The sequence below is a fragment of the Asticcacaulis taihuensis genome, from assembly GCF_900100255.1.
Lineage (GTDB): Bacteria > Pseudomonadota > Alphaproteobacteria > Caulobacterales > Caulobacteraceae > Asticcacaulis > Asticcacaulis taihuensis.
This window is the reverse complement of record NZ_FMTS01000006.1, coordinates 215,822-236,313: the sequence shown is the minus strand read 5'-3', so window position 1 is coordinate 236,313 and position 20,492 is coordinate 215,822. Positions and strand designations below refer to the sequence as shown.

The window sequence follows — 20,492 nt, the reverse complement described above, 5'->3', positions numbered from 1 at the left end:
TTAAGCGCCATCTAAAAGAAAAAGCCCTCCGGCCAAAAGGTCGGAGGGCTTTTTCTTTGCAGGGCCATAATGGCCCTGCACCCGCACTTCGACAGTGAACGCGGCGCCTCTTGTACCTCCCCAACTTGTTTGGGGTTTGGCGCCAGCGAAAGTATAGCTTTCGCAAGCCATGGGACCAACGCGCGCTTGCGCGTTGGTGGTGGGGTTTCTTACTTTTAAGGCCGCAAAACCCGACATGGTAAACCGCTATTAACCCTTTCTGTGGCATCTGTTCAGGCTGAATTCCCCGTTTAAAGCCGCTCTACGAGTACACATGTCCAGCCTGACCATGACCGTTTGGAACGCCGTCGAAACCCATATGCGCGCCATGTGGCAATCGCCGCTTATGGCCCGTCTGCGCGGCGCGTTCACGGCCCTGGCCGGCTTTTCCTTCTTTATCGCCCTGGCCACCTATCATGCCGAAGACTCCAGCCTGAATACGGCCGGTCATGGCGATATCCAGAATGCCCTGGGCTCCTTCGGCGCCATGATCGCCGATATCGGCAGCCAGTCGATTGGCCTGGCCGCCTGGCCCGCCGCCGCCCTGATGATTTATTTCGGCCTGCTGCGCACCTTCCATGCTGATCCGGACCAGACGCGCCTGAAGCTGCGCCTACATGCCCTGTGGGCCACCCTGTTCGTGCTGGCTTTGAGCGCCGCCATCGCCCCGATCATGACCTCCGATGACCCGGTTCTGAAACAGAGCCTGGGCGGTTTCTGGGGATCTGGCATCCACAATCTGCTGAAATCGATCTTCGATTTCATGCACCTGCCCGGCGGCGATATTATCGCCAGCCTGATCTATGCCGGCGTGGCGCTTCTGGGCTTCAACAAGGCCCTGAGCCTGAACATGGGCCACTACCTGCATCTCTCCGGCGTGCTGGGCGGATTGGCGCAAAAAGGTATGTCGGCCATGGGTGTCGGCCGCGTCGCCACCGGCACCGGCGAGGCCGTGGTCGCCAAGGTCAGGCGCGCCCCCAAGGTGAAGGTGGCCATCGACGAAGAGACCTTCGAGGCGCCGGTGGAAGAGGCCGCCGCCCCCGCCTTCGCCCCGCGCATCTCACCCAATACGGCCCGTACCGGCGCACTGCCGCCGCTCGATGACGAGATGAGCCCATACGAAGACCCGGACTTCCTCGATTCGATGGAGACGCCGGTTTCGGATATAAAGCCCATAAAGCCATCGCCGCGCGCCGAGGCTGAAAAGCAGCCGGTGTTCGACTTCCTGCGCCCGAGTAATTTCCGCCTGCCGGAATTGTCTATCCTGGCCAAGCCCAAGGCGCGCAACCACAGCTTCGATGAAGATAGCTTGCGCCAAAACGCCCGGATGCTGGAAAGCGTGCTGGCAGAGTTCGGTGTGCGTGGTGTTATCGACCAGATCCGCCCCGGCCCGGTCGTCACCCTCTATGAACTGGCCCCGGCCGCCGGCGTGAAAGGCGCCCGTGTCGTGGCCCTGGCCGACGATATCGCGCGCAACATGTCGGCCCGTTCCTGCCGCGTCTCCATCGTTCAGGGCCGTAACGCCATCGGTATCGAACTGCCCAATCAGGTGCGCGAAACCGTCTATCTGCGCGACATGCTGGCTTCGGCCGAATTCGAGAAAGCCGGACACACCCTGCCGATGGTGCTGGGCGAAAATATCGGCGGCGATCCCTATGTCACCGACCTGGCCAAGATGCCCCACCTCCTGATCGCCGGCACAACCGGTTCGGGTAAGTCGGTCGGCGTCAACGCCATGATCCTGTCGATCCTCTACCGCCTCGATCCCGAACAGTGCAAGTTCATCATGATCGATCCGAAGATGCTGGAACTCAGTGTATATGACGGCATTCCGCACCTGCTGGCCCCGGTCGTCACCGATCCGAAAAAGGCCGTTGTGGCGCTGAAATGGACCGTCAAGGAGATGGAAGACCGCTACCGCCGCATGTCCAAGGTCGGCGTGCGCAATATCAGCAATTTCAACGAACGCGCCCGCGCCACCGCTGCCGAAGGCAAGAACTTCGTCCGCAAGGTGCAGACCGGCTTCGACGAGACGGGCCAGCCGATCTACGAGTTCGACGAAATGGTGCCCGAGCCCATGCCCTATATCGTCGTCATCATCGACGAGGTGGCCGACCTGATGATGGTGGCCGGCAAGGATATCGAAGGCGCCGTGCAGCGTCTGGCCCAGATGGCCCGCGCCGCCGGCATCCACCTGATCATGGCCACCCAGCGCCCGTCGGTCGACGTCATCACCGGCACGATCAAGGCCAACTTCCCGACCCGGATTTCCTTCCAGGTCACCTCCAAGATCGACTCCCGCACCATCCTGGGCGAACAGGGCGCCGAACAGCTCCTCGGTCAGGGCGACATGCTCTATATGGCCGGTGGCGGCCGCATCACCCGCCTGCACGGCCCGTTCGTTTCCGACGAGGAAGTCGAGGCCGTGGCGCAATTCCTGCGCGATCAGGGCGCGCCGCAATATCTCGAAGACGTCACCTATGGCGGCGATGAAGAGGGCGGCTCCGAAGGCGGCATGGGCGGTGAAGGCGGCGGCTCCGGCGACGACCTTTACGACAAGGCCGTCTATTTCGTCACCTTCGACCGCAAGGCGTCCACCTCCTACATCCAGCGCAAGCTCCAGATTGGCTATAACCGCGCCGCCTCGCTGATGGAAAAGATGGAAATGGAAGGCGTGGTCGGTCCCGCCAACCATGTCGGCAAGCGCGACATCCTGGTCGGCCCGCCTCCCGGCCACTAAGGGTGCGAAGCACCCTTAACCCGGAATCGCTACAGTGCGAGTTGCAGCATCGGCGCCCTTTCTCCTCCCTTGCGAGCCTCTTGGCGAAGCGGGGGAGGTGGCAGCGCGAAGCCCGCAGGGCTGGTGTCGCTGACGGAGGGGGCGACCTTAAGCTTTTAAAACCACTCGCCCCGAAATCAGCCCTTCCGAACGCGCGGTAATCGTCACCGATCCCGTACCTTTTACCTGCACAATCGCCTGCGCCAGACCATTGAACGCCTTGCGGTAAAGTGCCTTGTCCGGTTCGTGGCTGGTGGGGTTGCCATTGCCGACACCGATCACTTCCGCAGGCCCTTCGACATCGAAAAAGATCAGGTTGTCCGCCTTGGGCACCGCCACGCCCGCCTTGTCGAACACTTCGGCCTTCAACACGGCTATATCGTCCACCCGCTCGGAGGTCAGAACGACTTTTGCCGCGCCACCGGCCGTCACGCGCTCGGCCTTCATGGTCACCTTGCCACCCCGATAGCCATAGGCCGTGATTTTGCCTGGGACAAAGGGCACGGTCCATTCCAGGTGATAATCCTTAGCCACGTCCTTGCGGCCCTGTGACTTGCCGTTGACGAACAGTTCCACCGCCTCGCAGTTGGAATGGACCCAGACGGAGACATCCTTGCCCGGCTCCCAGTTCCAGTGCGGGAAAAGATGCAGCACCGGCTTGTCGGACCACCACGCCTGATAATACCAGAAATTATCCTTCGGGAAGCCGCACAGGTCCATGATGCCGAAATGCGAGGTGACCGACGGCCACCAGTTGAAGGGCGTCGGCTCGCCGCGGTAATCGAAACCGGTCCAGACAAAGCCGCCCAGCAGGTTCGGCGTCTTGTCATAGAGCGGCCACCAGTTTTCCGCCGTGTGTCCCCATTTCGGCGCGGTGACATCATAGGCCGGCACATAGAGTTTCGTCTCCGAGCGCTCATATTCGCCACGCGTGCATAGTGTCGAGGCCGTTTCCGTGCCGACTACCGGCAGGTTCGGGTATTTTTCGCGCACCGGCCCCAGCCGCGTGACGTAATAGTTGACGCCCAGCACATCCAGGCTCTCGGTGATGCCAAAGCCTTGGCCATTGTTCATGGCGGCTGTCACCGGCCGCGTCGGGTCCAGTTTCTTGATCAGCCGGCGCATATCACGAGCGATCTTAGCACCGCGTTCCGTGCCCTGTTGGGGCTCTTCATTACCGATCGACCACAGGATGATGGAGGGGTGGTTGCGCCCGCGCCGGATCAGGGCTTCCAGTTCATACATGCCTTCCGGCGCCGAGGTCATCAGGCGGTTTTCGTCGAGCACCAATATGCCCAGCCGGTCGCAGGCTTCCAGAACTTCCGGCGTCGCCGGATTATGCGACGAGCGATAGGCGTTCGAGCCCATTTCCTTCAATTGCTGCAAGCGCCAGACATGCAGGCCATCGGGAATGGCCGAGCCGACGCCGGCGTGATCCTGGTGGTTGTTGGTGCCCTTGATCTTCATGGCCTCGCCATTGAGGAAAAAGCCATCGACCTTGAATACCACCTCGCGGATACCGAACGTGCTGGCGAAAACATCCACCACCGCGCCGCTTTCCATAATCTCGGTACGGACGCTGTACAGATGCGGGTCTTTCAACCCCCACAGGCGCGGTGAGGCCAGTTTGGTGGTCTGGTTGGCCGTTTGTTCGTCCTGCGCCGCCAGTTCCACCGGCGTTTCCAGTCGTGCTACTACCTTGCCGTCGGCGTCGCTTATGGTCGAAACCAGTGTCACCGTTTTCGCCGTATCGGTGCCATTGACGATGCGCGTCTCGATATCGACCGCGCCGGAAATATCCGATTTGATAAAGGTGCCCCACTGCGGCACATAGGTCCGCGCCGTCTTGACCAGCCAGACATGACGGTAAATGCCGGCGCCTTCATAGAACCAGCCCTCGCCATACGAGGCATCCACCCGCACCAGCAGGATATTCGGCTTGTCGTCGGTATTGATGAAGTTGCTGATATCGACTTCGAAGGGCGTATAGCCGCTCTCGTGCCGATTCAGGATATAGCCATTGAGGATGACGATGGAATCGCGGAAGACACCATCGAATTCCAGGGTCAGACGCTTTTGTTCGTCACCCTTTTCCAGCCTGAGCACCTTCCGATACCAGCCGATACTGGTTTCCGGATATTTGCGGCCCACAGGCTTGTAGCCATGCGCCGCCGCTTCATCCTCTTCATATTCACGGCGCTTATCCGGCGCCGGCAGGGTGTAGGTATCGTTATTGACGAAAGGCAGCTCGACCGCCCAATCATGCGGCAGGCTGACCTGGCGCCAAGTACTGTCGTCATAATCCGGCTCGGCGGCGGTAACGCCCGAAAGTCCCTGCTTGGCGTGAGTATACTGATAGGCGCCGAAGCCGAAATCACGGTTGACATCTGAAGCGTGCCCAAAGGCGAAACGCCAGTCCTCATCAAAACGGATGCGCTGGCGCGGCGCCAGGTCGGCCGGCCCAGGGAGGATACCTGCCAAAGCCGGCTGTGCCGCCATTTCGGCACCCAGGCCAACGCTTAAGACGGCTGCGCCTTGCAGCAGATGACGACGATGCACTTCGACCATGAGATCAATCCTTCGAAAACCGACTCCATTTAAGCCGACTTTTGCCACGCCACACAAGCATAAAGTATACGATTTTAGCCTAACGGTCGCATTCACGCCGGGTTCAGCGCATCCTGTTTAAGGTCGTAAAAATGACGCCTTGAGATGTTTCCTGAAGGCATTGGATTTTTACGAATTTTGCTTTTATGGGTAGACCATGACCGATTTGACCAAACGTATCCTGCTGGCTGGCCTCGCCGCCGCCCTTGTCACCGCGCCCGCCATTACACCGGCCCTGGCTCAGGGCAACAAGAACCAGTTCAGCGGCCTGATTTCGCCCCCCAGTTTCAATGCCGCCGATAAGGCGCGTATCGCCAGCGCCACGGCCTATCTGCAGGCGCTCGGCACGGCCCACGGCCGCTTCGAGCAGACCGATTATCGCGGACGCAAAAGCACGGGTAACTGGTATCTGGCCCGTCCCGGCAAGATGCGCTTTGAATATGATGCGCCGACCTCTCTGCTGATCGTTTCCAACGGCAAGACGGTCAGCATGTGGGATCCGCGTCTGCAATCCTTCGATCAGTATCCGCTGTCGGAAACGCCCCTGTCGCTGTTCCTCGCCCGTCAGATTCGCTTCGACCAGGGCGTGATCGTGACGGCCGTCAGCTCCAATGCGCAAGGCTTTACGCTGAAGGCGCGCGACCGCCGCAAATCGGTGGAAGGCTCGGTGGTGCTGGGCTTCGACCAGGCGCCAAACGGCGCGCTGGCCCTGCGTGAGTGGACGATTACCGATGCGCAAAACCGCGCCACGAACCTTAAACTGACCAGTTTCAGCCGCGATTCGGCGCAAAAGGCTGATTTATTTGTGTTAAATAAGCCGCAGAAGAAAAAATAACGCCTTTTTCACTTTTTTCTTGTGTATTTTTGGCAAGAGTGTTATTTTGAACACATGGAGATGGAACGGCGGATTATCTCCCGACCTGGACTTCCAGGTGTGCGTTTTCCCTTTTTTCTCTTCGTGTTATGTGCCAAATCTTTAAACCGATCCGTCAGCGCGGATCGGTTTTTTTTGTGCTTTTTTCCGCTCAGGCGCCGCGGGGCTTGGTGCATCAGCGCCGGCGGGCGGGCGCCCTTGCCAATGCCTCCGGCATTAGAGTTTCTGAGAGTTGTTCCCTTATGCGCCTTAGCCTTGTCTCGTGGAACGTCAATTCCGTTCGTCTGCGCTTGCCACAGATCGAACAGTTCCTGAGAGATGCCGATGTCGACATCCTGTGTATGCAGGAAATCAAGTGCCAGGAGCACGAGTTCCCCCGTGAGGCATTCGAGGCGCTGGGCTACAGCCATATCCATATTGCCGGTCAAAAGGGTTGGCATGGCGTGGCGCTGGTGTCGAAAATCCCGTTCGAGACCCTGCCGGCGCCGGCCTTCTGCCGCCGCGGCGAGGCCCGCGCCCAGGGCATACGGATTGATGGCGTGGATATCTGGAACTTCTATATCCCGGCCGGCGGCGATTTCCCCGACCGTGAGGGCAATGACAAATTTGATCACAAGCTAACCTTCTATGAGCGCCTGATCGAAGATCTGGAGCGGCGCGGTCCGGATAAGCCCCTGCTGATCTGTGGCGATCTCAATATCGCGCCGGGTGAGTTCGATGTGTGGAGCCACCGCCAGATGCTGCGCGTGGTCAGCCATACGCCGATCGAGATCGAAACCTTCGGCAAGCTGATGCAGGCCGGTGAGTTTCACGATCCCTTCCGCGTCACCTATCCTGATCCGCAGAAAATATTTACCTGGTGGAGCTATCGTGCGGCAGACTTCCGCAAAAGCAATCGCGGCCTGCGCCTCGATCACATCCTGCTCAATCCGGGGCTGATGGCGAAGGTCAGGGGCGATATCACCGCCAAGATCCACGACACCGTGCGCGAATGGGAGCGGCCCTCCGATCACGCGCCGATCCAGACCATTTTTGACATCTAATTGGCGGGGGCAGGGCCCTGCCAGACGAGACCCGCATGAGTGAACCGATTGAAAGCCGCCTGCCGGCGGATACCTTGGCCAAGGCCGATTTCCGTCATAACGAATATGCCTGGCGCATTATCGACCTACCGGAAGTGATTGAGGCGGCGCGCGCCCTGGGCCTGCGCAATATCGGCGGCCAACTGCAAATCCGCACACCCGATGCCATCGGCGAATGCGACTGGGTGCAGATCGATGCCTGTCAGTTGATCCCGCCGATCCTGCCCTGGGACGCCCAGGTCGAGATGGCAGCCAATGTCGCCTTGCAGGATTTGCAACTGCTCAAGGCAGAATTCAATTTTGCCAGGGAGATCAAAGAGGCATTTCCGGAACCGGTAGCGCGCTTTATTGAGAGCGGCGGCACGTTGGAAGACGCCATCTGGTTCGTCTGGTATGTCGATGCAGAAGAGGTTTAGCGGCGCCTGTTCTTGCGGCTGAATACCACCAGGGCAATCACCCGGATCAGGACCGTGGCCGCGATAATCGCAACGACAATATATTCAATAATCGCCTGCATGTGCTGGTCTAATAGAGCTGGCCTAAAAGGCCGGAAACTCCAGCTTAGTGACATCATAGCCCAGTTCTTTGGCCTTGGCGACCATGACAGCGCGGGCTTCCGGAGACGGCACGGTGCGGCTGTAGATCCATAGGTTTTTCATCTTCGGATCGGCGCTGATGAACCAGTCATGGTCGGGTGATTCATAAAGCACCCAGTAATTCCATGTAATGAAGAAGGGATAGTGCGCTTCCAGTCTGGCATTGTCGCCGCCCGCATCCGTCAGCACGCCGCGCGCCCGGATCGTCTTTAGTTTTCCGGTTGGTGTATCCTTGTGGCAGCCGTCTTCGACCGCGATCTCATTCGGCTTGGCGCCGGTGCTATAGGTCGTATAACCCGCCACGCAGCCATTGGTCAGCCACATTGGTCGGCGGGCGATCTCCAGCCAGGTGCCGCTGTAGTGGCTTAAAGGGATTGCCACCGTCTGGGGCGCCTGTGCACTGGAGGGCATGGAGGCGCAGGCGGATAAAAGCAGGGCGCTGACTGCGCTGGCCATGGCGAGTTTCAGAAACATGCGAAATCCTTTGGTTGCCGCCCTTAACAACATACGCTGGCCAACCGGATCGGATCACACACATTAAAGCCGACGTTTCGCAGCGCCAGCCTTTGCAGAGTTCAATTTCGTCCGAAAGGCAGACTATTTAAGCAGCGCAGCTTCCCATCCGTCATATTCTCCGTCCTCTGATAGGGCCATAGCTTCAAATTTATGACTTAGGGGCAGTATATTCGTTTCACTGGGAACCAGTGTTTTATTTGCTGCCAGCGTCCATTCGCTATACCCATCAAGTTGATGAATATCGACATTGAATCCCATTGCTGAGATTGAATCTCTAAGCGCTTCGGCGTGTGCTTGGGTCGGGAAAATAAGATAGAAAATGACGTCAGTCGGTTTGGTTGTATCCGAGCCTTGAGCCTTCAATTGGGCAATAACCGATCGATCCGCTTCATCGGCATCCGTTGTTGCGCTTCCCAAAGTCACTGACGACTGATTATCAGCCCATACGGGATTGTTTTGACTCGGCGCATTCACCCCGCCAGCCAAACCAACGACCGCCATAATTCGCAGAATTAAGCCGTCCAATTTTGTTCCCCTCAAACAAATGGGTGCAGGGCCTGTGGCCCTACTAAAATTGTAGCCTGTACCCACCGGCATCCGTCATCAGCAGGCGGGCATTGGCCGGATCGGGTTCGATCTTCTGGCGCAGGCGGTAGACGTGGGTTTCCAGCGTGTGGGTGGTGACGCCGGCATTATAGCCCCAGACCTCGGTCAGCAGCTCCTCACGGGTGATCGGCTTGCCACCGGCGCGATAGAGGTACTTCAGGATATTGGTCTCTTTTTCGGTCAGGCGCGTCTTCTTCTGCGTCTGGTCGACCAGCACTTTCAGCGCCGGCTTGAATTCATATGGCCCGATACGGAAGGTGGCGTCCTCGCTGGTTTCGTGCGAACGGACCTGGGCACGGATACGCGCCAGCAGCACGGCAAAACGGAAGGGCTTGGTGACGTAATCGTTTGCCCCGGCATCGAGCCCCAGAATCGTATCGGAATCCGAAGTCTGGCCGGTCAGCATGATCACCGGTGTGGTCAGCCCGCCCTTGCGCAGCAGGCGGCAGGCTTCTCGGCCGTCCATGTCGGGCAGGTCGACATCGAGCAGGATCAGGTCGGCATTGACGCTCTTGCCCAGCTTGAGGCCCTCGGTGCCGTTTGACGCCTGGATAACCTTGAATTCTTCATGAAGTTCGAGCTGTTCCGCCAGGGCTTCGCGCAGTTCATCATCGTCATCGACGATCAGCAGGGTTTTTTGTTGCACCATGATCCTGTACTTTAAGTCTTGTCGTTATCAGATTAAGCCGCGATGACAAATAAATGATCAATAAGTTTAGTGCCGCCGCCGCTGGCCAATTCCATATCAACGAACATAGTGTGCGTTGCGCTATTGGGAAAGGGGGCGTTCGCCCCGCGGGCGATAAAAGAGAGGGAGATGGCGCCTCTCCGCTGGGAATCTGGCCGATTCGCTATGTTTTCTATCGTCCGGACCGCCTAGCGCCCCCGGAAACGACTTTGGAATTGGTGCCTTTGTCGCCGGATGATGGCTGGTGCGACGATCCGTCCTCTGAATTTTACAATCGCCATGTGAAGCTGCCCTTTGCGCCTGGCCATGAAAAGCTTTGGCGGGATGATCATGTTTATGATGTGATCTTGGTACTGGGGCATAATGATGACCCGCCGGTGCCTGGTATGGGGTCTGCCATTTTCATGCACCTGGCGCGCGAAGATTATTCCGGCACCGAGGGGTGTGTCGCTGTGGCCCTGCCGGACATGCTGGACTTTCTGCGGGCAGCCCGACTGGGTGATGCGGTCGAGATTTGTGCGTGAACTTATGGGGTTTGGGGTCCGTGACCCCACATCTTCGATTTAATAAAAAAGCCCCGCCCGAAAAGGGCGAGGCTTTTTTATTAAAGGGAAAAGACTTGGGGCCGCAGGCCCCAAACCCCATTAGTTTAGTGCGCGAAGCCGAACCACCACACCAGTCCGCCGACGCCGACCACGACCCGCCACAGGGCAAAGAAGCCGTAACCGCGCTTCTGCACGAAGCTGATGAAAGGCTTGATGACCAGGAGCGCAGACAGGAAGGCGACCAGGAAACCAATGGCGATGGTGCTGTATTGATCGGAGGTCAGTTCCTTGTGGCTGTCGGCGAATTCGACCACGAAGGCGCCCAGCATGGTCGGGATGGCGAGGAAGAAGGAAAATTCGGCGCCGGCCGTCTTGTCCACCTTTGCCACCATGGCGCCGATCAGGGTCGAGCCCGAACGCGACATGCCGGGAATGATGGCCAGGCACTGGAACAGGCCGATCAGCAGCGAGGTCTTGATGTCGAGTTTGGCGGAATCATGATGCACCGGCTTCGGCGCGTATTTATCGACCGCCCACAAGGCCACGCCGCCGACGATCAGGGCGCCGCAGATCAGCGGCACATTGTCAAACAGGGCGCCCAAGATGCCCGATTTTTTGACGATGACGCCAATCACCACCGCCGGAAAAAACGCCACCAGAACGCTGATGGCGAAACGGCGTGAGTCCGCTGAGGTCGGCAGGGTGATCACGGCCTTCCAAAGCCGGGCGAAATAGAGCACGACGACGGCCAGGATCGCGCCCAACTGGATCATGACCGTGAAATTGCCGCCCGGATCATTGAACGCCATCAGCTTTTCGGCGATCAACAAGTGCGCCGTGGAAGAGACAGGCAAGAATTCCGTGAGCCCTTCGATCAGACCCAGCAGCGCCGCGAGTAAATAGTGCATGGAAACCCCTATATGATCGGGAAATCCTTAGAGCACTTTAAACGCCAAGTGAATCGAAATCATGCATCAACCGGTTCGGTCGCTTCCGGGTGGATGCCGATATAACGCAGGCGCGCCTTCGGCGAAGCGCCGGTCTGCATCTGTTCGATGGCGTGGGCCAGCCAGCCGGCACTGCGGCCAAGACCATAGAGCGTCATCGGCGCTTCCCGCGGCAGGTCCAGGTGACGGCCGATCAGGGCCAGGGCGAGCGACATGCCGACGCTCTGGCCGGTCAGGTCTTCGCCGACGCGCAGGATCATCTTGAGATCCTCGCCCATGTGCGGAGCGGCCTCAATCAGGTTGCGTGCGCGCAGGGTTTCCGAAGGCGAAGGTTCTTTTTCGAAGCCGGGCAGCTCATGGCCTTTTTCGAGCAGCGCCTTGGCCAGGGCCAGCGGATTGCCGTGGCGGCGCACCTGGGTGACATAGGATTCCGCCCGCGAAATGCGACCGCCCAGTTTCGGGCTGGTCAGGGTGGCGAAACCGGCGATCAGCGGAATGGCCAGCGGTCCCATGGTGGCGGCGGCGACGCGCACGGCCAGGGTGGCCTCGTCAAGGCTGGTATCGGCCGAGAGAACGAGCGCGCGGCGCAGCAGGTCGACGTCCTTCAGGTCATAGACCTTCCAGGCGCGCGCCAGGCGCTGGTGGAAAAACAGGCGCGGCCCGCCATTGGTGACCGAATCGAACATTTCGTTGATCAGGCTGGCCGCCTCGGTGCCGAGGTCGCGTTCGGCCCTGATCTCGGAAAGAGCGTCCTCTTCCAGTCGGCGGCTCAACATGGAGAGCACGCGGGTGCGCGGCCCGCCGGGGAAGTTGACATCCGGGCGCGGCTTGAGCGGGCCGAACGGATTGGGCGTGTCGCTGCGCCACAAAAGCGCCGCCACGTTTTCAAAATTTTCCGTTTCGGCCAGCGTGACAAGATCGCGGCCGCGGACATAGTGATGGCCGTGCAGGGTAATGGCGACTTCGGTATCGATGGCCGCTTCGCCGCGCGTGATGGTGCCGCCGGAAAGACTGGCGGCGGCGTGGTGGCGGGGCGCGCCATGGGCTGTTCTGGCGACCCGGCCGGGGGCACGGCGCGACAGGCGCTCGACATCATCAAGCGCATAGAGGCTGAGGCGCGGATGCGTGGGGTCGCTCTTGGCGGCGATGCGCTGGCGGCTGACATAGGCATAGAGGGTTTGCGGCTTGACGTCGAGGCGCTTGAGCGCCTCGGTGCGGCTGATCCAGACTCGTGACATTGTCTACCTGCTCAAAAAACGAAACAAAAACCACTGCAAATATCAAGATTGATTATTGCGAGGTTTACACCCTTTGCGCCAAAGTCAAAGGTGGATTTACGATTTGTTAACATGTTTTTTCATCGTAACGCCGCCTGCCAGCCTCCGACGGCTTCCGGGCCAAATCAGGGCGGGAAACGGGCGATCGTGCGGCTTTGCAGACCGGCGGCGAAGTGCTAACAGATTTCAATGACTTCCAATCCGCCTCACGCCAAAGGCCCCGGCCTGCACAATTTGTCACCGGACAGCCTGGTGCGGCTGGCCACCACCCTGTCGGTCGTCACGGCCTGCGTCATGGTGGCGATGAAGGGGGTGACGCTTTACCTGTCGGGTTCGCAGTCCATCCTGGCCTCCCTGGCCGATTCCGGGCTCGATCTGCTGGCCTCCCTGATCACCTTCGGCGCTGTGCGTTACGCCAAGGTGCCGCCGGATAAGGAGCACCCCTTCGGCCACGGCAAGGCCGAAGCCTTCAGCGCCCTTTTTCAGGCGGGGCTTGTCTTTGCTTCGGGCGCGCTGGTCATGCAGTCGTGCATTCATAATCTGCAAAATCCGCAGCCGATCGCGCGCTCCGGCCTGGCTATCGGCGTGCTGATCCTGTCCCTGGCCCTGACCCTGGGGCTGGTGTTCGTGCAGAACCTGGCCCTGAAAAGCAGCCAGTCGGTGGCGGTCTCGGCCGATCGGATGCACTATGTCACCGATCTGGTCAGTAACGGCGTGGCCCTGGCGGGCGTGGTGCTGGCGGCGCTCGGCTTCGGTTTCATGGATGCGGTGGCTGGCTTTCTGATGGCGGCCTGGTTCATCTGGGGCGCGGTCAATGTGCTGAAGGAGGCCGCCGATCACCTGATGGACAAGGCGCTGGGCGATGACGAGGTGGCGCGCATTGCCGGCCTGATTGCCGATGATGAGCGCGTGTTGGGGGTCCACCAGTTGCGCACGCGGCTGACCGGCCCCTATATCCAGATCCAGGCCCATGTCGAAATGGCGCCGACCCTGTCGCTCGATGCGGCGCACCAGATCATCATCGCCGCCGAAAAGCGCCTGCTCGATATCTTTCCCAATGCCGATATCCTGATCCATCCCGATCCGAAAGGCCGGGCAGAGGCCCATGCCGGCGTTTTCAGTGAAGAACACGACGCGGACGCCTGACTGGGCTTTGACTTACGGGGGGCGAATAAGGCATAGAGGGGCCATGACCGCCAGTTCGCGCCAGCTCTACCATTTCGCCTTCGACCCGCATTCGCGCATGGTCCGCCTGGCGCTGGGTGAAAAGAAGCTGGCCTTCGAGGAAATCCCGGTACGCTACTGGGAGCCGGATGACACGATCTTGCGCCTCAATCCATCCGGCCTGTTACCGATCCTGGTGGAAACACCTGAACAGGACTCCGGTGGCCAGACCCACCGCATCTGCGAGGATCGCGCCATCATGGAGCATCTCGAAGAAGCCTATCCGGATATCCGTCTGTGGCCGAAGAACGTCAATGAGCGCGCAGAGGCGCGCCGGCTGGTGGGCTGGTTCGAGCGCAAGTTCGATTTCGAAGTCAATGCCTTGCTGCTGCACGAAAAGATGGAAAAGCGGCTGATGGGCGGCGGCGTGCCCGATATCCCCGCCATGAAGGCCGGCCGCGAGGCGCTGAAGGACCACCTGCGCTATTTTGAAAGCCTGCTGGCCGTGCGCAACTGGCTGGCGGGACACACCATCTCTTATGCCGATTTCGCCTGTGCCGGGCAGTTGTCGATCCTCGATTATCTCGATGAGATCAACTGGTCACGCTACCCGCACCTCAAGACCTGGTACATGGTGATCAAGTCGCGCCCCTGCTTCCGACCGTTGCTCAATGACAAGCTGCCGGGCGTGGCGCCCTCGGCCCACTATAAAGAACTCGACTTCTGATCATGAGCGATCTGGCCGCCTCCATCCGGCAGCAGGCGCATGTTTTGGGGTTCAGCGCGGCGCGTTTCGCAGCCTTACCCGATGTATGGGCGGCATCGGAACGGCTTCAGGTGTTTGTCGAGGCCGGCTTTCATGGAGAGATGACGTGGATGGAAGAGACGCTGGAGCGCCGCAAACATCCGCGCAATATGTGGAGCGGGGCGCAGTCGGCCCTGGTGCTAGGTTATAATTACGGTCCCGACAGCGATCCCCTGGCTTTGCTGGCCGAGACCGATACGGCCAGTATCAGCGTCTATGCCCGCGGCGACGATTATCACGAGCTGATCAAGAAGAAGTTGAAACAACTGGCGACGTGGATTGTCGGCCAGATCGGCTGCGAGCTGAAGGTCTTTGTCGATACGGCGCCCCTGATGGAAAAGCCGCTGGCGGCCTTGGCCGGTCTCGGCTGGCAGGGCAAGCACACCAATCTGGTGTCGCGCGAATTTGGTTCGTGGCTGTTTCTCGGTGTTATCCTGCTCGATAGGGTGATTGCTGAGGATACACCGGAGCGCGACCATTGCGGTTCGTGCCGTGCCTGCCTCGATATCTGCCCGACCAATGCCTTTGAAGGGCCTTACCGGCTCGATGCCCGCAAGTGCCTGTCCTATCTCACCATCGAATATCGCGGGCCGTGGCCTGAAATATATCGCCGCGCCATGGGCAACCGCATCTATGGCTGCGACGACTGCCTTGCCGTCTGTCCGTGGAACAAGTTCGCCAGCGCGACGCATGAAATTAAGCTTCAGGTGCGGGAAGGGTTCGAGAGTTTGAAACTGACCGACCTGGTTGGACTGGATGATGCGAGCTTTCGGGCGCTGTTTTCAAAGTCGCCGGTCAAGCGGATCGGCCGCGAGTCCTTTCTGCGTAATGTTCATTATGCGCTGGGCAATCACTTCCGTGTGTCTCGCCATCCGGAGACAGGTGCGGTATTGGAACGCAGCCTTGATGAGGAAAATCCGGTCGTGCGCGGTGCCGCGGTCTGGGCCCTGAAGCAGGGCCTTGGACCGGAAGCCTTTGCGCGCCTGCGGGTGCAAAAAGTCGCTGGCGAAACCGACGCGGATGTTCTGAAGGAATGGGAGGGCGGCCATGCCCAGTGACACGCCGAAATTCACCCTCATTACCCTCAGTTACCGCAGCGAAGCCTCTATTGAGCGTTGCCTGAAGGCTTTAACGGCGCTGGGGCGCACGGTTGAAATCATTCATGCCGACAATGGTTCGGAAGCCATGGATTTCGACGCCCTGCAAGCGCAGTTCCCCTCGGTGATCTTCATGCCGTTCGGTGAAAACCTGGGTTATGCCGCGGGCAATAACCGGGCGGCAAAAGCGGCGCGCGGGCAGTGGCTCGGCTTTATTAATCCGGATGCCTTCGTGGCCGATGACTGGCTGAAGGCCATGAAGCAGGCCGTTGACGATTATCCGACCATCGGCCTGTTCACCTCCCTGCAATTCCAGGCCGAGGATACCTCCCGGCTGGATGGTGCCGGCGACGCCCTGACCTTTTTCGGCTTCCCCTATCGCTCCGGCCTGGGGCAGGTGCTGCCGCCGAACCTGAAACCAGCGCATGTCTTTTCGCCCTGCGGCGCCGCCTTCATCATCCGGCGCGACCTGTTCGAGTATCTGGGCGGTTTCGACGAAAATTTCTTCTGCTATTGCGAGGATGTCGATCTCGGTTTCCGCGCCCGGCTGATCGGCGAAAGCTGCGTCTTCGTGCCCTCGGCGCGGGTCGATCATATCGGTTCGGCCAGCTTAGGCGTGCGCTCCGATTTCGCGCTTTTTCACGGCTATCGCAATCGCCTCTGGATGTATGTCAGAAACATGCCTCTGGCCTTGCTGCTGCCGAGCCTGCCGCTGCATATTGGTCTTACGCTGCTCATTGCCCTGGTCGATACCCTCAAAGGGAAGGGCGGCGTGGTCTGGCGGGGCATTTTCGCCGCGCTCACAGGCATGGGACCAATCCTGAAGCAACGAAAATCAATTCAGGAACACAGGCAAATAAGCGCTTTACGGCTGGCCAAAAGCTTGACATGGAGTCCGCTCAAAATTCTTTCCCGCACCATGGACCACCGGAGCCGACCATGACCCTCGATGCCCTGAAAGCCCAGGCCGCTGCTGACGCCACTCTCAAGATTGTTGACCAGTTCGCGGCCGATCCGGACCGCCTCGCGCGGATGAGCCTCGATGTCGCCGGTCTCTTCGTCGATGTGTCGAAGCAGAGCTGGTCGAAAGCGGGTTTTGAAACCGCCATCGCCGCCGTGGCGCAATCGGCCATCGCCGAAGCGCGCGAGAAGATGTGGACCGGCCAGGAGATCAATGTCTCCGAAGGCCGCGCTGTGCTGCATGTCGCCCTACGCGATTCTGACGCCGAAAACCTGCGCCTGCGCGGACCGGAAATCACGTCCGATGTCAAGACCGCCCGCGATGCCATGAGATCTTACGCCGACGGTATCCGCTCCGGCGCCATCACCGGCGCTACCGGCAAGCCCTTCAAGACCATCATCCATATCGGTATCGGCGGTTCGGATCTCGGCCCGCGTCTGGTCTGGCACGGCCTGACGCCGCTCAATCCGCAGATCGATATCCGCTTTGTCGCCAATGTCGATGGTTCCGAACTGGCCTTGGCCACGGCTGGCCTCGATCCGACCGAAACCCTGGTCATCGCCGTTTCCAAGACCTTCACCACGCAGGAGACCCTGGCCAATTTCCTGGCCGCGCGCGACTGGCTGATCAAGGGGCTGGGGGAAGAGGGCGCCAAGAAGCACCTCGCCGCCGTTTCCGCTGCCCCCGACAAGACCAGCGCCTACGGCATCCCCGCCGACCGCGTTTTCGGCTTCAAGGACTGGGTCGGCGGCCGCTATTCGCTGTGGTCGGCCGTGTCGCTATCGGTCATCATCGCCGCCGGTTACGACGTCTATGAGCGCCTGCTGGCCGGTGCGCATGAAATGGACCAGCACTTCCTGACCGCGCCGCTGGAAAAGAATGCACCCGTCCTGTTGGCGGCCGCCCAGCTTTATAACCGTATCGGCCTGAACCGCCCGTCCCGCGCCGTTATCCCCTATGTCCACCGCCTGCGCCGTCTGGCCGCCTTCCTGCAGCAGTTGGAAATGGAATCGAACGGCAAGCGCACCTCGCCGACCGGTGAATTGCTCGATACCCAGACCTGCCCCGTCGTCTTCGGCGACGAAGGCACAAATGCCCAGCACGCCTTCTTCCAGATGCTGCACCAGTCGGAAGACATCGTGCCGCTGGAACTAATTGCTGCGCAGCATAATGACGAAGCCTCGACCGATATGCAGCAAAAACTGCTGTCGAACGTCATCGCCCAGGGCGAAGCCTTCATGGTCGGCAAGTCGCTGGAAACCTCCGAGGCCGAATGCCGCAAGCTCGGCTTCGACGATGCGAAAACGGCCCAGATCGCCCCGCAAAAGGTCTGCCCTGGCAACAAGCCCTCGACCACCGTTCTGCTCAATGAACTGACGCCGGAGACCCTCGGCGCCCTTCTGGCCATGTACGAGCACAAGACCTTTGTCGAAGGCATTGTCATGGGGCTGAACAGCTTCGATCAGTGGGGCGTCGAACTGGGCAAGACCCTCGGCGTCAATGTGCTCAAGGATATCACCGGCAGCGAAATTGCGCCGCATGATCCGAGCACAACGGCGTTGATTAAGCGCATCAAGGGTTAAGACGTGGGGGCGCGGCCCCCACACCCCTATTTTCCCTGTACGCCCAGCAACTGAATCCGGAAGATCAACGTCGAATTGGGCGGGATTTCACCCATGTCGCGTTCGCCATAGCCCTGGCTCGGTGGTGTATAGAGCATCACCTCGTCGCCGACATGCAGCAGCGGAATAACCTCCTGCCAGGCTGGAACCAGACGGGAGAGCGGGAAATCGGCCGGCTGATTGCGGGCATAGGACGAATCGAAGACATGGCCGTTCAACAGCTTGCCTTCGTAATTGATCTTCACGGTGTCGTTGATCGTCGGCTGAGCGCCCGGCGTCGCGGCACGCGAAACGATCTTGTACATCACGCCTGAAGGCAGCTTGATGATGCCCGGTTGCTTGGCAATATCGGCCAGATAGGCCTCGCCGTCTTTCAGGTTCTGCGCCGCAGCGGCATCGGCGGACGCCTGCATGGCCTCAAGCTGAGCGGCGGTATCAGGTGATTGACCGCACGCCGTCAGAGTAAGCAAGCCAGCCAGAGCGGCAATCGAGATGACGCGCATTACTGGTTGATCCCCAGCAGTTGCACACGGAAGATCAGGGTCGAGTTGGGCGGGATTTCACCGAGATCGCGCTCGCCATAGGCCGAGGTGGGCGGTGTGTAGAGGACGATCTCGTCACCGACATGCATCAGTGGGATCACCTGTTGCCACGCCGAAATCAGACGGCCGAGCGGGAAATTGGCCGGTTCATTACGGGCGAAGGATGAGTCGAAAACCGAGCCATCAAGCAGCTTGCCCTCATAATTGATGGTGACGTTATCGGCCACGGTCGGCTGCGCCCCCGGATTGGGCGAACGCGATACGATCTTGTACATCACGCCGGAAGGGAGCACCGAGACACCCGGCACCTTGGCGGTTTGCGCCAGGAATTCCTGACCCTTTTGCAGGTTCTGTTCGGAAATGGTTTGGGCGTTTGTCTTGTCCATGGCTTGTCCGCAGGCTGTGAGAATGAAGGCGAGAGCGAATATTGAAGTCTTTTTAATCCATACGGAGGGCATAGCCTGTGCTCCTGAGGGCTTCTGAAATTTCAAAGGCATGACGCGGGCCTTGCGTCTCCACCATGATGTCGAACTCCGCCCCCTTGGCGGGGACATCGAGCACCAGGCGGTTATGCGCCACATCGACGATATTCCCGCCCTTTTGCGAGATGACATCGGCCATGCGCGACAACATGCCGGGACGATCGTCGCCTAAGATTCGATAGGTGACAAGCCGTTTTTCACGGACCAGTTCGCGTTGCAGCACCGAAGCCAGCAGGCGTAGGTCGATATTGCCGCCGCAGAGGATTAGACCGACATTCAGGCCCTCGAAGCGCTCCGGATAGCGCATGACGGCAGCGAGACCCGCGGCGCCGGCGCCTTCGGTGACGGTCTTCTCGATATTGGCCAAGGCGGCGATGGCGTGCTCGAAATCGGCCTCATCGATGATCAGCACGTCATCGACCAGCGGATTGGCAAGATTGAACGAGATATCGCCCACTTCTTTCACCGCAATGCCCTCGGCGATGGTGGCACCGCCCATGGGAATAGGCATCCCACGCCTGCGGGCGGTGAAGGAGGGGAACATGGCCGCTTCGACGCCGATGATCTTGATCCACGGTTTCATTGCCTTGGCGGCAATGGCGGCGCCGGCGATCAGACCGCCACCGCCGATCGGCACCAGGATGACGTCCAGTTCCGGCACGTCTTCCAGCATTTCCATGACCAGGGTGCCCTGGCCGGTCAGAACCTGTTCGTCATTGAAGGGATGGACATAGACCCCGCCTTTTTCGACGCAGAGCTTCTGCGCGATGACCGATGCCTCATCATAGCTGTGGCCCTCGATGACGACCTCGGCGCCATAACCGCGCGTCTTTTCCACCTTCACGAAAGGGGTGCCGATTGGCATGACGATAGTGGCCGGAATGCCGAGGCGCTGGGCGTGCCAGGCCACCCCTTGTGCATGATTGCCGGCGGAGGCCGCGAAGACACCGCGCTGGCGTTCATCTGCGCTCAGTTGCAGCAGCTTGTTGAGCGCACCGCGTTCCTTGAAGGCCGAGGTATATTGCTGGTTTTCCGCCTTGAGCCATAGTTTCGTTTTCGCCGCGGTGCTGAGGCGCTGGGAAAAGGCGCAAGGTGTGCGCACCACATGTCCCCTGATGCGTTCAGCGGCGGCTTCGATGTCTGGGAAGGTCACGGTCATAATGGCGCTCCCTTATCAGAGGGGACGGGGCATGGCTTTGAAAAAATGCATGCCACGCGATGCAACAAAAGTATCAAATGATATTATAATTTCAATTTTTGAAA

The 20,492-nt window shown here is 59.7% G+C and carries 19 protein-coding genes; 10 read left to right on the top strand and 9 right to left on the bottom strand.

What is annotated here, in order from left to right; translation table 11 throughout:
• Positions 1-313 precede the first annotated feature (313 nt).
• On the top strand, positions 314-2,779 hold the full coding sequence (locus BLO49_RS14995; protein ID WP_090650092.1) for an FtsK/SpoIIIE family DNA translocase: 2,466 nt from the start codon (positions 314-316) through the stop codon (positions 2,777-2,779).
• Between the two features lie 147 nt (positions 2,780-2,926).
• On the opposite strand, the gene galA is transcribed toward BLO49_RS14995, so the two are convergent.
• On the bottom strand, positions 2,927-5,386 hold the full coding sequence (gene galA, locus BLO49_RS14990) for a beta-galactosidase GalA (RefSeq protein ID WP_090650091.1): 2,460 nt from the start codon (positions 5,384-5,386) through the stop codon (positions 2,927-2,929).
• A 196-nt stretch (positions 5,387-5,582) separates the two neighbouring features.
• On the opposite strand from galA, the gene BLO49_RS14985 reads away from it, so the two are divergent.
• The 3 genes from BLO49_RS14985 to BLO49_RS14975 all read left to right on the top strand — a co-directional run bounded on the left by BLO49_RS14985 (position 5,583) and on the right by BLO49_RS14975 (position 7,797).
• Positions 5,583-6,260 carry a LolA family protein gene (locus BLO49_RS14985; protein ID WP_090650089.1) on the top strand — a complete coding sequence of 226 codons (678 nt, stop codon included), beginning with the start codon at positions 5,583-5,585 and terminating at the stop codon, positions 6,258-6,260.
• A gap of 281 nt (positions 6,261-6,541) precedes the next feature.
• Entirely contained in the window at positions 6,542-7,342 is an 801-nt protein-coding gene (xth, locus tag BLO49_RS14980) for an exodeoxyribonuclease III (protein ID WP_090650087.1), read from the top strand.
• 35 nt (positions 7,343-7,377) lie between these two features.
• Positions 7,378-7,797, top strand: a complete 420-nt coding sequence (locus BLO49_RS14975) for a hypothetical protein (protein ID WP_090650086.1) — start codon at positions 7,378-7,380, stop codon at positions 7,795-7,797.
• Between the two features lie 123 nt (positions 7,798-7,920).
• On the opposite strand, the gene BLO49_RS14970 is transcribed toward BLO49_RS14975, so the two are convergent.
• From BLO49_RS14970 to BLO49_RS14960, 3 genes are all read right to left on the bottom strand, one after another.
• A complete protein-coding gene (locus BLO49_RS14970) occupies positions 7,921-8,451 on the bottom strand; it encodes a lipocalin family protein (RefSeq protein WP_090650084.1) in 531 nt (176 codons plus the stop codon).
• A 123-nt stretch (positions 8,452-8,574) separates the two neighbouring features.
• Positions 8,575-9,018: a ribonuclease E inhibitor RraB gene (locus tag BLO49_RS14965; RefSeq protein WP_170828350.1), complete on the bottom strand. Its 444-nt coding sequence runs from the start codon at positions 9,016-9,018 to the stop codon at positions 8,575-8,577.
• A 43-nt stretch (positions 9,019-9,061) separates the two neighbouring features.
• Positions 9,062-9,748: a response regulator transcription factor gene (locus BLO49_RS14960; protein ID WP_023456094.1), complete on the bottom strand. Its 687-nt coding sequence runs from the start codon at positions 9,746-9,748 to the stop codon at positions 9,062-9,064.
• 53 nt (positions 9,749-9,801) lie between these two features.
• On the opposite strand from BLO49_RS14960, the gene BLO49_RS14955 reads away from it, so the two are divergent.
• Positions 9,802-10,311, top strand: coding sequence for a L,D-transpeptidase family protein (locus BLO49_RS14955; protein ID WP_090650081.1), 510 nt, complete (start codon positions 9,802-9,804; stop codon positions 10,309-10,311).
• 125 nt (positions 10,312-10,436) lie between these two features.
• On the opposite strand, the gene BLO49_RS14950 is transcribed toward BLO49_RS14955, so the two are convergent.
• Both BLO49_RS14950 and BLO49_RS14945 read right to left on the bottom strand, forming a co-directional pair.
• Positions 10,437-11,240: an undecaprenyl-diphosphate phosphatase gene (locus BLO49_RS14950; RefSeq protein ID WP_090650079.1), complete on the bottom strand. Its 804-nt coding sequence runs from the start codon at positions 11,238-11,240 to the stop codon at positions 10,437-10,439.
• Between the two features lie 59 nt (positions 11,241-11,299).
• Positions 11,300-12,517: a citrate/2-methylcitrate synthase gene (locus tag BLO49_RS14945; protein ID WP_090650078.1), complete on the bottom strand. Its 1,218-nt coding sequence runs from the start codon at positions 12,515-12,517 to the stop codon at positions 11,300-11,302.
• Between the two features lie 228 nt (positions 12,518-12,745).
• On the opposite strand from BLO49_RS14945, the gene BLO49_RS14940 reads away from it, so the two are divergent.
• Genes BLO49_RS14940 through pgi form a run of 5 tightly spaced genes read left to right on the top strand, consistent with a single transcriptional unit; the run spans position 12,746 to position 18,166 of the window.
• Positions 12,746-13,702, top strand: coding sequence for a cation diffusion facilitator family transporter (locus BLO49_RS14940; RefSeq protein ID WP_090650077.1), 957 nt, complete (start codon positions 12,746-12,748; stop codon positions 13,700-13,702).
• 43 nt (positions 13,703-13,745) lie between these two features.
• Complete coding sequence (gene fzlA / locus BLO49_RS14935) at positions 13,746-14,447, top strand: FtsZ-binding protein FzlA (protein WP_090650075.1); 702 nt, start codon at positions 13,746-13,748, stop codon at positions 14,445-14,447.
• Between the two features lie 2 nt (positions 14,448-14,449).
• Positions 14,450-15,583 carry a tRNA epoxyqueuosine(34) reductase QueG gene (gene queG, locus BLO49_RS14930; RefSeq protein WP_090650074.1) on the top strand — a complete coding sequence of 378 codons (1,134 nt, stop codon included), beginning with the start codon at positions 14,450-14,452 and terminating at the stop codon, positions 15,581-15,583.
• Complete coding sequence (locus BLO49_RS14925; RefSeq protein WP_090650072.1) at positions 15,573-16,565, top strand: glycosyltransferase family 2 protein; 993 nt, start codon at positions 15,573-15,575, stop codon at positions 16,563-16,565. The genes queG and BLO49_RS14925 overlap by 11 nt, the downstream gene beginning before the upstream one ends.
• The gene (gene pgi, locus BLO49_RS14920; protein ID WP_090650071.1) at positions 16,562-18,166 is read left to right on the top strand and encodes a glucose-6-phosphate isomerase; all 1,605 of its coding nucleotides are present in this window, start codon (positions 16,562-16,564) and stop codon (positions 18,164-18,166) included. The genes BLO49_RS14925 and pgi overlap by 4 nt, the downstream gene beginning before the upstream one ends.
• Before the next feature lie 26 nt (positions 18,167-18,192).
• Here the strand turns inward: pgi and BLO49_RS14915 are convergent, their stop codons facing one another.
• The 3 genes from BLO49_RS14915 to BLO49_RS14905 are packed head-to-tail and all read right to left on the bottom strand — an operon-like array spanning position 18,193 to position 20,388.
• Positions 18,193-18,708 carry an FKBP-type peptidyl-prolyl cis-trans isomerase gene (locus BLO49_RS14915; RefSeq protein WP_090650069.1) on the bottom strand — a complete coding sequence of 172 codons (516 nt, stop codon included), beginning with the start codon at positions 18,706-18,708 and terminating at the stop codon, positions 18,193-18,195.
• Complete coding sequence (locus BLO49_RS14910; RefSeq protein WP_090650067.1) at positions 18,708-19,133, bottom strand: FKBP-type peptidyl-prolyl cis-trans isomerase; 426 nt, start codon at positions 19,131-19,133, stop codon at positions 18,708-18,710. Before BLO49_RS14910 ends, BLO49_RS14915 begins: the two co-directional genes overlap by 1 nt.
• A 52-nt stretch (positions 19,134-19,185) precedes the next feature.
• Positions 19,186-20,388: a threonine ammonia-lyase gene (locus BLO49_RS14905; RefSeq protein WP_090650065.1), complete on the bottom strand. Its 1,203-nt coding sequence runs from the start codon at positions 20,386-20,388 to the stop codon at positions 19,186-19,188.
• Between the last annotated feature and the right edge of the window lie 104 nt (positions 20,389-20,492).

Excerpts from the sequence above, each read along its gene's own strand:
- BLO49_RS14995 (WP_090650092.1), top strand. The coding sequence starts at position 314 with ATGTCCAGCCTGACCATGACCGTTTGGAACGCCGTCGAAACCCATATG.
- galA (WP_090650091.1), bottom strand. The coding sequence starts at position 5,386 with ATGGTCGAAGTGCATCGTCGTCATCTGCTGCAAGGCGCAGCCGTCTTA.
- BLO49_RS14985 (WP_090650089.1), top strand. The coding sequence starts at position 5,583 with ATGACCGATTTGACCAAACGTATCCTGCTGGCTGGCCTCGCCGCCGCC.
- xth (WP_090650087.1), top strand. The coding sequence starts at position 6,542 with ATGCGCCTTAGCCTTGTCTCGTGGAACGTCAATTCCGTTCGTCTGCGC.
- BLO49_RS14975 (WP_090650086.1), top strand. The coding sequence starts at position 7,378 with ATGAGTGAACCGATTGAAAGCCGCCTGCCGGCGGATACCTTGGCCAAG.
- BLO49_RS14970 (WP_090650084.1), bottom strand. The coding sequence starts at position 8,451 with ATGTTTCTGAAACTCGCCATGGCCAGCGCAGTCAGCGCCCTGCTTTTA.
- BLO49_RS14960 (WP_023456094.1), bottom strand. The coding sequence starts at position 9,748 with ATGGTGCAACAAAAAACCCTGCTGATCGTCGATGACGATGATGAACTG.
- BLO49_RS14955 (WP_090650081.1), top strand. The coding sequence starts at position 9,802 with ATGATCAATAAGTTTAGTGCCGCCGCCGCTGGCCAATTCCATATCAAC.
- BLO49_RS14950 (WP_090650079.1), bottom strand. The coding sequence starts at position 11,240 with ATGCACTATTTACTCGCGGCGCTGCTGGGTCTGATCGAAGGGCTCACG.
- BLO49_RS14945 (WP_090650078.1), bottom strand. The coding sequence starts at position 12,517 with ATGTCACGAGTCTGGATCAGCCGCACCGAGGCGCTCAAGCGCCTCGAC.
- BLO49_RS14940 (WP_090650077.1), top strand. The coding sequence starts at position 12,746 with ATGACTTCCAATCCGCCTCACGCCAAAGGCCCCGGCCTGCACAATTTG.
- fzlA (WP_090650075.1), top strand. The coding sequence starts at position 13,746 with ATGACCGCCAGTTCGCGCCAGCTCTACCATTTCGCCTTCGACCCGCAT.
- queG (WP_090650074.1), top strand. The coding sequence starts at position 14,450 with ATGAGCGATCTGGCCGCCTCCATCCGGCAGCAGGCGCATGTTTTGGGG.
- BLO49_RS14925 (WP_090650072.1), top strand. The coding sequence starts at position 15,573 with ATGCCCAGTGACACGCCGAAATTCACCCTCATTACCCTCAGTTACCGC.
- pgi (WP_090650071.1), top strand. The coding sequence starts at position 16,562 with ATGACCCTCGATGCCCTGAAAGCCCAGGCCGCTGCTGACGCCACTCTC.
- BLO49_RS14915 (WP_090650069.1), bottom strand. The coding sequence starts at position 18,708 with ATGCGCGTCATCTCGATTGCCGCTCTGGCTGGCTTGCTTACTCTGACG.
- BLO49_RS14910 (WP_090650067.1), bottom strand. The coding sequence starts at position 19,133 with ATGGACAAGACAAACGCCCAAACCATTTCCGAACAGAACCTGCAAAAG.
- BLO49_RS14905 (WP_090650065.1), bottom strand. The coding sequence starts at position 20,388 with ATGACCGTGACCTTCCCAGACATCGAAGCCGCCGCTGAACGCATCAGG.